Source organism: Lysinibacillus sp. fkY74-1 (assembly GCF_053165895.1).
Genome location: NZ_CP170173.1, coordinates 1,687,801 through 1,700,217, shown reverse-complemented (window position 1 = coordinate 1,700,217; position 12,417 = coordinate 1,687,801). Strand labels below are relative to the sequence as shown.

General features: G+C 40.1%; 12 protein-coding genes. 6 read left to right on the top strand and 6 right to left on the bottom strand.

Annotated elements, in window-relative coordinates; genetic code table 11:
* Positions 1–6: 6 nt before the first annotated feature.
* From ACE1MS_RS07990 to ACE1MS_RS07975, 4 genes are all read left to right on the top strand, one after another.
* A complete protein-coding gene (locus ACE1MS_RS07990; protein ID WP_447402817.1) occupies positions 7–1,257 on the top strand; it encodes a glutamate-5-semialdehyde dehydrogenase in 1,251 nt (416 codons plus the stop codon).
* Positions 1,258–1,341: 84 nt separating this feature from the next.
* Positions 1,342–2,226, top strand: coding sequence for a DMT family transporter (locus tag ACE1MS_RS07985; RefSeq protein WP_036215533.1), 885 nt, complete (start codon positions 1,342–1,344; stop codon positions 2,224–2,226).
* A complete protein-coding gene (locus ACE1MS_RS07980) occupies positions 2,226–3,176 on the top strand; it encodes a carbohydrate kinase family protein (RefSeq protein ID WP_031419560.1) in 951 nt (316 codons plus the stop codon). Before ACE1MS_RS07985 ends, ACE1MS_RS07980 begins: the two co-directional genes overlap by 1 nt.
* A gap of 75 nt (positions 3,177–3,251) precedes the next feature.
* Positions 3,252–3,641 (top strand): RDD family protein, encoded by a 390-nt coding sequence (locus tag ACE1MS_RS07975; RefSeq protein ID WP_012293881.1) that lies wholly within the window; start codon positions 3,252–3,254, stop codon positions 3,639–3,641.
* Positions 3,642–3,885: 244 nt separating this feature from the next.
* Here ACE1MS_RS07975 and ACE1MS_RS07970 read toward each other — a convergent pair whose 3' ends face one another.
* Positions 3,886–4,317, bottom strand: a complete 432-nt coding sequence (locus ACE1MS_RS07970; protein ID WP_031419559.1) for a GNAT family N-acetyltransferase — start codon at positions 4,315–4,317, stop codon at positions 3,886–3,888.
* A gap of 125 nt (positions 4,318–4,442) precedes the next feature.
* Between ACE1MS_RS07970 and ACE1MS_RS07965 the strand changes: the two genes are divergently transcribed.
* On the top strand, positions 4,443–4,895 hold the full coding sequence (locus ACE1MS_RS07965) for a MarR family winged helix-turn-helix transcriptional regulator (protein ID WP_012293879.1): 453 nt from the start codon (positions 4,443–4,445) through the stop codon (positions 4,893–4,895).
* Between the two features lie 40 nt (positions 4,896–4,935).
* On the opposite strand, the gene ACE1MS_RS07960 is transcribed toward ACE1MS_RS07965, so the two are convergent.
* A complete protein-coding gene (locus tag ACE1MS_RS07960; RefSeq protein ID WP_200991113.1) occupies positions 4,936–6,297 on the bottom strand; it encodes an aspartate aminotransferase family protein in 1,362 nt (453 codons plus the stop codon).
* Positions 6,298–6,442: 145 nt separating this feature from the next.
* Here ACE1MS_RS07960 and ACE1MS_RS07955 point away from each other — a divergent pair, with 145 nt between their 5' ends.
* A complete protein-coding gene (locus tag ACE1MS_RS07955; protein ID WP_031419557.1) occupies positions 6,443–8,080 on the top strand; it encodes a PucR family transcriptional regulator in 1,638 nt (545 codons plus the stop codon).
* Here ACE1MS_RS07955 and ACE1MS_RS07950 read toward each other — a convergent pair.
* From ACE1MS_RS07950 to ACE1MS_RS07935, 4 genes are read right to left on the bottom strand one after another with little or no spacing between them, the layout of a single operon-like run.
* Entirely contained in the window at positions 8,069–8,896 is an 828-nt protein-coding gene (locus ACE1MS_RS07950; protein ID WP_036161274.1) for an ABC transporter permease, read from the bottom strand. The two genes, ACE1MS_RS07955 and ACE1MS_RS07950, sit on opposite strands and share 12 nt — an antisense overlap.
* A 12-nt stretch (positions 8,897–8,908) precedes the next feature.
* On the bottom strand, positions 8,909–9,850 hold the full coding sequence (locus ACE1MS_RS07945) for an ABC transporter permease (RefSeq protein ID WP_012293875.1): 942 nt from the start codon (positions 9,848–9,850) through the stop codon (positions 8,909–8,911).
* Positions 9,851–9,866: 16 nt separating this feature from the next.
* Positions 9,867–11,423, bottom strand: coding sequence for an ABC transporter substrate-binding protein (locus ACE1MS_RS07940; RefSeq protein ID WP_036161273.1), 1,557 nt, complete (start codon positions 11,421–11,423; stop codon positions 9,867–9,869).
* A 17-nt stretch (positions 11,424–11,440) separates the two neighbouring features.
* Positions 11,441–12,412 carry a P1 family peptidase gene (locus tag ACE1MS_RS07935; protein ID WP_012293873.1) on the bottom strand — a complete coding sequence of 324 codons (972 nt, stop codon included), beginning with the start codon at positions 12,410–12,412 and terminating at the stop codon, positions 11,441–11,443.
* Between the last annotated feature and the right edge of the window lie 5 nt (positions 12,413–12,417).

Below are 12,417 nucleotides of genomic sequence, written 5' to 3'. Positions count from 1 at the left end.
CTGAACATGGTAAGTGAAATTCAAGAAAAGGGAAAATGTGCCAAAGCCGCTAGCTATATGTTAAATATTAAAACTACATGTGAGAAAAATGAAGCGCTGACTAAAATTGCTGAACAGCTATTGATGGACCAACAAGACATCTTAGAAGAAAATGCAAAAGACCTTATCAATGGAGAGCAACAGGGGATGCCCTCTTCTACATTAGATCGCATCATGCTCAATGAAGAACGCATAGTAGCGATGGCTGATGCCATTCATTTACTTGTCTCTCTCAAGGACCCAGTTGGCACAGTTATCGAACGTATAGATAAAGGTAATGGCCTACACATCGAAAAGCGCATGGTCCCACTTGGTGTCATTGGAATGATCTATGAGGCAAGACCAAATGTTACGGTTGATGCCGCGACACTTGCCCTAAAAACAGGAAATGCCGTCATTTTACGAGGGAGCTCATCTGCTAAGTTTTCAAATAATGCTCTCGTAGCAAGTATTCATCGTGCATTGGCGAAGACGTCTCTACCAACAGAAGCTGTCCAATTAATCGAGGATACGAGCCGTGAGACCGCTAAAGAATTATTTCATTTAAACGAGTACTTGGATGTATTAATACCTCGAGGCGGCAAGGCTCTTATTGACTTGGTCGTCCGAGAGGCTTCTGTCCCTGTATTAGAAACAGGTGCAGGCAATTGTCATATATATGTGGACCAAATGGCGGATTACATAAAAGCAGAAAAAATTTGTTTAAATGCCAAAACACAGCGTCCTTCTGTTTGTAATGCTGCGGAAAGCTTACTAATTCACCCTGTATGGTTTAAAACATATGGCACGCAACTTTTATCATCGATCCATAAAGCAGGTGTTACTATTATTGGTGATGAGCGAGTATGCGAGGCATTTTCTGGAGCGCTCCCAGCTACTGAGGAAGACTATGCGACTGAGTTCCTTGATTTAAAAATAAGCGTTAAATTAGTTGAAAATGTTTACGAGGCCATTGAGCATATTCATCATTATGGGACAAATCATTCTGAAGCCATTATAACGGAAGATCTATTGGTGGCGGAAACGTTTTTAACTAATGTTGATGCGGCTGCAGTTTATCATAACGCCTCGACCCGCTTCACGGATGGTTTTGAATTTGGCTATGGCGCAGAAATTGGTATTAGTACACAAAAGCTACATGCGCGGGGCCCTATGGGATTACCTGCTCTCACCTCTACAAAATATTTTATATATGGCAATGGGCAAATTCGCGAATAATGTCATGCTATAGCAAAAAGTATGCTGATAGGGATTATCCCCTTTCCTTTTCGCATTTACTAAAAAACAGAAAGAAGGTTTTGTATGAACATTTCAGCCATCATTAAACTAACCGTATCAATGGCACTTTTTGGCTCCATCGGCTTTTTTACTGTTCATACTGGAGTTCCTGCAACAGAGCTCGTCTTTGTTAGATGTATTTGTGCAACCCTCTTTCTAGGAGGATTGTGGCTCATCACTGGTGGACATAAAACAGAAAAATGGGAGAAGAAAGAAGTAATTCAAACTATTATTTGTGGCGTTTTCTTAGTACTAAATTGGGTATTTTTATTTAAAGCCTTTGAGGAAATGTCTATTTCGATTGCCATTTCTATTTATAATTTAGCCCCTATCTTTGTCTTAATTTTAGGTGCTATCTTTTTAAAAGAAAAAATGACCATCCAAGCACTTGTGGCAACTATTACTTGTTTTATCGGTAGTATTTTTATCATGGGTCTTCAAAACTTTGTATCTTTCTCTGAATTTATGCAATCAGGATTTGTTTGGGCTTTATTGTCAGCGGTGTTTTATGCTCTTACCATGCTGACAAGCAAGACCATTACAAAGCTTAGCTCCTATGCCTTAACGTATATACAAACAACAGTTGGCATTTTGATTCTACTGCCCTTCATCGATTTCTCACTCTTTGAAGGTTTAACTACAACCAATTGGTTCTATATACTAGGCACAGGATTTATTCATACTGGATTTGTATATTATTTATTTTTCGATAGTATTCGCAGTCTTACTACTATTCTAGTTTCCGTTTTAGTATTCGTCGACCCTGTAGTGGCCATTTTACTCGATATGCTGCTGCTTGATTTTATGCCGAACTTTATGCAAACATTGGGCATTTTATTCATCTTCGGCGGGATTTTCTACACGATCTATACCCCGAAGAAAAAACGGCTACCACAGGAGGTATCCTAATGGGCAAACTCTTTACAATTGGTGAATTGCTAATAGATTTTACGCCAACACAGCAGCATGGTGACCTAGTACAAGTCGAGCATTTCACGAAACATGCTGGTGGAGCCCCTGCAAATGTCGCAGCAGTATGTGCCAAGCTTGGTCAACAGGCAGCCCTCCTAACACAAATAGGTCAGGATGCGTTTGGTGATTTTCTGAAGAAGACTTTGCAGCAGGCAGGTGTAGACACACAATATATTCGACAAACTACTGAGGGAGAAACTAGCCTTGCTTTTGTAGCACTCTCTGAAACGGGCGAGCGAGATTTTCAATTTTATCGACGCCATGCTGCAGATTTATTGTACAAACAAGAGTATCTCCCATCACAACTATTAACTAACAAAGATATCATTCATTTTTGTTCAGTTAATCTTGTTGACAGTCCAATGAAATCAGCCCATTTAGCTTTTATCGAGCAGGCACATCAAGCAGGCAGCATCGTTTCCTTTGATCCGAATGTTCGATTGCCTTTATGGCAGGATGAGACGGCTTGTCGAGAAACGATTCTAGCTTTTTTACCAAAAGCCCATATTGTAAAGCTTTCGAATGAAGAACTGTTATTTTTAACAGCCATCGAGGAAGAATTTTCGGCTGTGCACACATTATTTCAGGGGCATCTGGAGACCATTATCATTACTCATGGAGCAGAAGGCGCAACATTATATACAAAGAAATGTCAACGTAAGGTCCATGCTGAGAATGTACAAGCAGTTGATACGACTGGTGCTGGGGACGCTTTTATTGGGGCGATATTAAGTCAATTCCTTCAACATCAATTATCTGCCGATCATTTGGTAGCCTATTGTGAACAGTATGCGATATCCCTGCTTTCTTTTGCCAATCGCTATGCAGGAATCACGACAATGAAGCACGGGGCGATTCCCTCCTATCCTGAACTACCGTTAGAATGAATCTAAAATAATTTGAAACCTTTTATTCTTATTTTCCGTATGTACTGGTGAGAAATCAATGGGAGGAGGACCTGCATGGAATCGATTACAAAAAAACGAGCTGCTGCTTTTTTAATGGATACTGCTATTTCAACGGCTGTCACATTGGGCGTGGAGTATTTTCTACGGAAGAAAGTGAAAAATGAGGTGGTTCATGCACTCGTTACACCGACAGTCATGTTATGGGCATTAGAGTACGCACAGCTTCGTAAAGGTGGACAAACCATTGGCTATAAAGCTACGGGACTAGTACTGGAAAATGCAGATGGTCATGAATTATCAGACTGTCAAATTTTAAAACGTATGGCTTATCGGGATACAATCAGTTCATTTGACTATTTAAAAAATCGCCAGGCATTTGAGCAACAGCATGGACAATGCCTTCCTCATGATAGCTTTGCCGGTACGGTTGTGAAAGAGAAATAAACGAATTGCTAAAATTAGTTGTAGATTTGCAACCCCATGACGTACGGAGCTTTATGGATCATTGAAACACATATCCAAAATTCATAACACTAATATACCTCCTCCCAAGGTCAACAGGAGGAGGTATTATTGTATGACAAAGTATTGATGTATCTGAATCCGTTATCGTTATTTGATTGAACATCATACTCACTTCAATAAAGTGTGGGTGGAAATTCTATCTGTTTTTCAATCCCTAGCACATCTACCAGTATTTCTTCATTAAAATATGGGGAATGCCACAATCCATAAACTCTTCCCCTTCACGCTTATAGCCTAATTTTTCATAAAAACCCTCTGCATATGATTGTGCATTTAATTTAGCTTTTGTGAGGCCATTGTCTCGGGCAATTTGCTCTAAGCCAATAATAATTTCTTTGCCAAGTCCAAATTTACGGAACTCTTCTACTATACAAATGCGCTCCAGTTTACCATAGCCCTCGACTACACGCAGTCTACCCGTTCCCACTGGCTGCTCCTTATAGTACACAAGAATATGATCACATGGTGCTTGCAGTGAATCAAATTCATCAAACTCTTCTACCTCTGGTACTTGTTGCTCTTCAATAAAAACTTTTCGTCTAAAATCAAATGCTAATTGTAAGTCTGCATCAGTTGTTACTTTTTTTATGCTCATGAATACTCCTCCTCGTTTCACTACCATCATCCTCTTCTCCAGGTGCAATTTTCACCCAAAGATGATACTATTAGTATAGAACGATTTTTATTGCAAATACAATAAAAATCTCAGGAGGATCGAAAATGAAAGAAATCTTACGTGAAATAGGTGCTATCGCACGGGCTTTAGACTCGATTAGTAATATAGAATTTAAGGAATTGGATTTAACGAAGGGTCAATATTTATATGTTATCCGAATTTGCGAAAATCCTGGCATTATTCAAGAAAAGGTGGCAGAGCTATTGAAGGTGGATCGCACAACTGCTTCTAGGGCCATCCAAAAATTAGAAACAAAAGGCTTTATTGAAAAACGTAGTGATCAAGGAAATAAAAAAAACAAATTACTTTTTCCAACCAATAGAAGCTTAGACATCTATCCATTTTTAAAGCGGGAAGGCGAGTATTCTAATAAACGAGCACTTGATGGTTTTTCTAGCGATGAAGTCGACAGCATCCACCATTTACTCAAGCGAGTTCTACAAAACATTGAAATTGATTGGGAATCTGTAAAAAAAGGGCAGAAGCGACACTATTAAAGGCGATTCCTGAATTCCCCTGCTCTGGAATCGCCTCGTATTAGACATGGGCGGCAAATACTCTTTTTAAAACAGCTACCATAAATTCAAGATCTTCATCGGTACAGCAAAGCGGTGGACTTAACGTAATGATAGTATTGGAGCCCTCCACTGTACCGCCATTTTTCCCAACAATTAAGCCATTCCCTTTACACTCAGCAATGATGCTTGCCACCCTTTCTTCCTTTGCAGGTCTTTGTGAGGCTTTATCTTCAACAAGCTCTATACCAACGAGCAACCCTAGCCCTTGAATATCTCCAACAAAGGGTAACTCTAATAAGTCTTGTAGGTCATGGAGTAGTTGAATTCCTAAATCTTTTGAACGCTGTACAAGTCCCTCTTCTTCAATGATCTTAATATTTTCTAATGCCACAGCACAGGCTGCCGGGTTACCACCGAACATATTCATATGTCGACAATGACTATAGCCGTCGATCTCTTTAAATTTATCATAAATATCTTTTCTTACTGCTGTAATTGATAGTGGTAAATAGGCGCTAGTAAGTCCTTTAGCCATTGTAATAACATCTGGACGAATACCGAAATGTTGATGGCCAAACAGCTTACCCGTTCGCCCGAAACCACAAATAACTTCATCGATAATAAGTAACACCCCGTACTTTCTACAAATGCGCTCTACTTCTTGAACATATGTTTGTTGTGGAATGAAGACACCCCCACCTGTTATGAATGGCTCCATAATAACAGCGGCAATCGTTTCATTTTGCTCCCCAATAATTTTTTCTTCGATGTCACGCGCTCTTGCTAAATTATATACTTCCATTGATTGACCTTTAGGACGACGATAAGGATCGGGTGGGGCAACGTGCAGGAAGCCTGGTGTTAATGGTTCATATTTATATTTACGTAATGCCTGGCCTGTAGCGGCTAATGCTCCAAGCGAGCTAGCATGATAGGCTCGATAACTAGCAATCATTTTATAGCGTGTCCCTTCCCCGTTTTGTTGATGGAATTGTCGTATTAACTTGAACGCTATTTCATTTGCATCACAACCACTATTCGAATAAAACATCATATAGTCGTCCTCTAGTAAGCTGTTGATTTTTTCAGCTAATCTAATAGCAGGCTCATGGCTCTGTGTTAAAGGGGCATAGCATAGTTTTTTTAATTGCTCGTAAGCGACCTTAGCAAGTCGCTCACGTCCATAACCCACATTGACTGCCCATAAGCCTGACATGCCATCTAAAAATCGATTGCCTAAACTGTCTTTTATCCATGCTCCTTCCCCTTGTTCAATAATGACTGGAGTATGCTCGTTATAAATGGACATATGGTGCCAAATGTTTTCACGATCTTTGTGCTGTAAGGTATGGGTGAACTGATCACTTCGTTCCTTTTCCATCTCATGACCTCCAATCGTGTATCCTAGATGTATTTTTTGCCTTTCGTCAATTTTTACTATATACACTCATTCGTGTTGAAATTTTCTGACTTCTCAAACATAATAAAAATTAGACATTGTACATTCGAAGGGCAGGTGCTAAATTATGTCCAAACATCCTCTACTCGTACGTGATGTCCTTAAGCGCAAACATTTTGAATCAGCGAAGCTTATAGCAGGACACCATGGCCTTGAACGACAAGTTCTGTGGACACATATTTTAGAAATTAAAGATTTTGATACGTTAATTAATGGTGGTGAACTCATTTTAACTACTGGGGTCGGTTTACAGTTAGAGCGTGAAACGCAAATTGCTTACTTACAAAACCTTATTCGGAACGAAGCTGCAGGGCTTTGTATTGAAATTGGAGACTATTTTGATCATGTCCCTGTGGAGCTGATTGCCATGGCGAATGCGCATCATTTTCCAATCATTGTCTTTGAAGAAATAGTTCGCTTTATCGATATTACACAAGATTTACATACGTACATAATTAACCAACACCAACAGGCACTTACACAGCTCGATACCCTTTCTAAAACATTTATGGAATTATCGTTAATGCCCAATGGGATTTTAAAAATCTTACAAGTCCTTCATCAAGATACCGAGGCATTATTTTTATTTGTCTCCGAAGATACAAAAAGCTTTTATTATCCAGTCGAAGCTAAAAAACACTTACGTATGATGGAAGAACATTGTCAGCAGTTAGAACTACAAGAGCCCTTACATCTTTTATCAATTGACAAGGACCATTTTGTCATTATCCCAGTAAATGGTCTTGGACAAGTTTGGGGCTATCTATGTATGCATTCTGAACTGCCGAAACCGAGTGATTACACCTTATTAAACTTAGAACGTGCTACGATGTCCATTGCCCAAATTTTAATGAGAAATCGCATGCTTCAGGAACGTCAGCAAAGCCGTGAGGATGAGTTCATTCTTGCATTAATTCAAGGCCAGCCTGTGGATGTCCCATACTACCAAAGCTATTTACCGATTGAAAGTCGGAATTTATTTTACCGTGTCGTCGTGTTCAATCTACATGACGAAGCCAAAGCAGTGCCAGAGGAAGAGTGGCAGGAAATACAATTACAAAATGCCATGTATGTTCGCTCCATCTTAAAGAAGCTAGGATTCTTCCCTACCGTTTCAGTACGACAGCATGAGATTATTATTTTAGCCTTCTATATAGCTGCAGATTATATGAAGGATAATCGAGATTCCTTCAATCAAGCCATATCACAAATTGTTGCTAGAAAGGCATCTCAATTTTTTGAACAGCTTACCCTTACCTGTGGGATAAGCAATGTTTATCAAACAATAGAAAGTGTCCATCTTGGCTATAAGGAGGCTAAATCGTCTATCCAAATGCAGCATCATCAATTGACTAGCTCCATTTATTATAAGGATTTAGGCGTTTTCCGGTTATTATTACAGCAAGAGCAAACCACCCTATTACAATTTGTGAAAGATTACTTGCTAGAATTATTATTACTGGATCAAAAAAACGGCCATGATTTGTTCCAAACATTAGCTGTTTATTTAGCTTGCAATGGAGCTAAAAATGATACGGCAGAGCAATTATTTATCGTCCGTCAAACGCTCTATAAACGCATTGAACGACTAGAAAGTATATTCGGTGCTGATTTTTTACAAGCGCCACATCGACTAAACATTGAAATTGCCGTCAAGGCCTATGAACTTTTGCAGAAAACAGCACCTGATTTATTACGATTTTGAACGTGGGTCCATAAAATCACGTAAAGCGTTACTAAGCATATATAAGCCAAGAACAAGAATCGTGATGGCTCCTCCAGGCGCATACGTATACCAAGGGGCACCGATTAAATAAGCCTGTGAATCTTTTAACATTCTGCCCCAGCTAGGGTTTGGTGGCTGAACACCAAGCCCTAAATAGCTTAGTGCTGCCTCTGCTAACATTGCAGTAGCAAATGTGACAGTCGCAGCGACAATAATTTGCGACGATATATTAGGTAAAATATGACGAAACATAATGCTATGAGGCTTGACACCAATTAATTTGGCTGCCAATACATACTCTGAATCACGTTGTTGGACAAATCCGCTCCGTGCAATTCTAGCAATAGCAGGGATGGCGATAATGCCTAAGGCTACGGCCGTATTGACAATCCCAGGGCCAAATACCGCTACTAGCATCAATGCTAATATAATGCCAGGAAACGCCATTAAAGCGTCCATTGTTCGCATAAATAGTTCATCAACCCAGCCACCAACATAGCCTGCAATTCCTCCTATGGTAATACCAAACAATGTCCCAATTCCTACAGTTAGTAGCCCAACGGCGAAAGCTGTTTGTGTCCCCTTCATAATCCGGCTAAAAATATCACGCCCGAATTCATCTGTCCCAAAAAGATAAGCACCACCTGGTCCACGCAATTTCTCAGGTATGTTCATGGCGTTGACATCATGTGGTGTATAAAAAAAGCTGACCAGCATGACGAGCAAAAAGCCGACAATGACGAGGAGACCAATGGATAAATTCAGTTTTTTAGTATAACGTTGTAGCGGTTTCATTGTATCCACCTCTTAATGTAATCGGATTCTAGGATCTAATACAGAATATAAAATATCGACAATAAAATTTATCATGACCACAGCGACCGTAATATACATAACGATCCCCTGTACAAGTGGAAAATCACGGTTACTAATAGCCGTTATGAGAAGCTGTCCAATACCAGGCAAAGAAAATACTTGCTCCACAATAATCGTCCCCGCTACAACTTCCGCCATAATTAGGCCAAATACGGTTAAAATCGGAATCATTGAATTTTTCAATACATGCTTATACATGACATTTTGTTCAGACATTCCCTTACTACGAATTGTCCGTACATAGTCGAGCTGAACCTGCTCTAAAATAGCGGTACGCACATAGCGGAAGTTCACAGCAATTTGTGGTATCGCAATGGTTAAGGCTGGGAGAAGGAGCGTACTAAGCGCCCCAGCAACACTTTGTGTCCATGGTATATAACCACTAATTTTAAAGAAGCTAAACTGTAAGCCAACGTAAAGAATAAGCATCATTCCTAGCCAAAAGGATGGTACAGCCATCCCAATTTGTGTCACAGTAGATAACGACACATCACTTATTTTATTTTGTCTTCTTGCCGCAAACATCCCTAAAGGTAAGGAAATGACTAAAACAATGAGTAGGGTAATCCCTGCCAACGACATAGTGACAGGAAGTCGATCAAATAATAAATCTTTTACAGGCATTGAAAAACGAATGGAATCACCTAGCTGACCTGTCAATAAGCCCTTCATCCAATCCACATATTGTTCATAAAGAGGACGATCTAAGCCGAGTTCAGATCGTAAATTTTCAATTTGTGTGGGATCCGCTTCTGTCCCCAGCATTGTTCGAACCGGATCTCCAGGTAATATTTGAAAAACACCAAATGTAATAATGGATACAAGCAGGATGGTTGTTATTAACAGGATGATTCGACGTAGAATATACATCATGGGCACTCATCCTCTCCTAGTTTGAAAATTGAACCTCTGACATATCATGGAACCAGAATGGATAGCTCTTCAGCCCCGTCACTTGTTTGTCAGAACCCCAAACAATTTGGTAATCAGCAATATAAACCGCAGTAGCCTGCTCAGCTAAAATTTCCTGTGCTCGATGGTAGTACTCAATTTGTTTGGTTTGATCTGTTTCCTTTAGCACATCAGTCATAATTTTGTCATACTCGTCATTTTTAAATAGGAAGAAGTTTTCACTATCATTTGTAGAAATATAATCATTTAAAACCTCGTAGGCTGATGCACGACCTGTTAAATCAATCGTTGTCATTTGATAGTCACGACCAAAATAAACACGGTCTAGCCAAATTCCCCACTCCACCACCTCAATTTCCACATCAACACCAATTTCTTGTAAATTCGCAACTGCAATTTGAGCTATATTCGAATACATATCATTGTGTGAAGATACCGTAATTTTTGTTTTGAAGCCATCCGGATAACCAGCCTCTGCCAATAACGCCTTTGCTTTTTCTATATCGCGTTCATACATGCTTTCTAAGCCCTTTTTTTGGAAATCGCCCATCGCTGGACTCATATTTGAACCAAGTGGGACAGCATAGCCCGCAAATACCGAATCAATAATATCGGATTTACTAATCGCGTAGTTCATAGCCTGTCTCACTTTTACGTTATCGAATGGAGCCTTTGTTTCATTAAATGTAATGATTAAGGATGAGTTATTATTTTGATGCGTTAAATGGTAGCTCCCTTCAACCTCACTCACACGATGCCATGGCACACTTGTTAAATCAACCTCATTTGCCATCAAGCTCATAATCGCTGCTTGATCATCCGATTGGAAGGTAAACGTAACTTTATTCAAATAAGGTAAGCCTTCCTGCCAGTAGTTCTCATTTTTCTTAAGTTCTAAATTTGTCCCTGGCGCGTATTTCACAAAGGCAAAAGGACCTGTTCCGATTGGATTCTCATTATGCTTCCCATCATTACTTTTAGGAATAATTGCTGATTGTCTTGCCGTTAATGAATACAGGAAGTTAGAATTAGGATTCTTTAACTTAATCACAAATGTGCTGGCATCTGGTGCCTCAGTTGATGCCACGTTATCAAAGTTATTGGACATTTTTTCACCACCGTTTTTCCCCATTAAACGGTCAAATGAATATTGAATATCTTCTATCGTTAAGTCATCACCATTATGGAATTTCACTCCTTGGCGAATCTTAAATGTATATGTTAAACCGTCCTCTGAAACCTCATAGCTCTCTGCAAGTCCTTCTTTTAAAGAACCATTTGTTTCTGGTGCCATTAATCCTTCAAATAAATTCATAATCATTTGATACGAAATGGATGCGGTTGCCTTATGTGGATCTAAAAAATCCGGATCATCATTTACACGTACTACAATTTCCTGCGGTACATCTGCTGTAGTTTGGCCATCAGAACTATTAGAGCTCGTCGATACTTTCGCTCCATCACTTGAACATGCACTTATAATGAATGCCATCACGAACATGAAGAGTATTACCCCACTATTTTTCAAATTCATTGCCGTTCCCCCTTCTCCTAAGTGCTTATCTTTTGAATGCTTGTATAGCTTTCCACCCCTGCCAATTTATCTGCCGCTTGAATACCAGCAAGAATAGCTTCCTCCATCACCTTAGTTGCTAAATGTCCCAAATAATCTAGCGCAAATGTCTGCTCTCCTGTACCTAGCACAAAAATAGTGTCGCCATCAAGCATCGTATGGACAGGATAAATCGTTCGGGCGAGTGCATTTTGTGTAAGCTGGGCAATCTTTTTTGCTTCTGCCTTTGTTAATTTTGCATTCAACGCTATTACGCCAATGGTTGTATTTGTGCCAGCAAGTGCCTCTGATTGTGCATGCTGTTCGAGATAGGCACAGCAATCCAGCCACTGTCCTGTTTGAGGATTTCTCGCTCCCGCTAAAATTTGCCGTGTATGAGGATGTTTGACATCTCCCACTGCATTAACAGCCACAATAGCCCCAGCAATAAGCCCATCCTTACCCGCAAATGATGCACTGCCAAGTCCACCCTTCATGGCAAAGTCTGGTCCTGCTAATTTACCTACCGTTGCCCCATAGCCCGCGCCAATATTGCCATTTTGAAATGAACCTACTTGCGCAGCTTGAGCCGCTTCATAGCCCATTTGTGCTGTAGGTCGAGCTTGAGGATCACCGATAAATAAATCAAAGAGGACGGCACTTGGTACAATTGGAATTTTGGCAACACCTGCATCAACCCCAATTCCTTGCTCCTCTAAAAATCGCATGACTCCTGTGGCAGCATCTAACCCAAAGGCACTGCCCCCTGACAGACAAATACCATGCACACGATCAATTTCATTAATAGGATCTAAAGCATCCGTTTCACGAGTACCTGGTGCAGACCCTCTAACATCTACCCCACACACTGCCCCGCCTTCCATTAATAGTGCCGTACAGCCTGTAATCCCCTCTTCGTTTTCACGATGCCCTACCTTGATCCCTGGAACATCGGTAATATTACCAAACATACCAA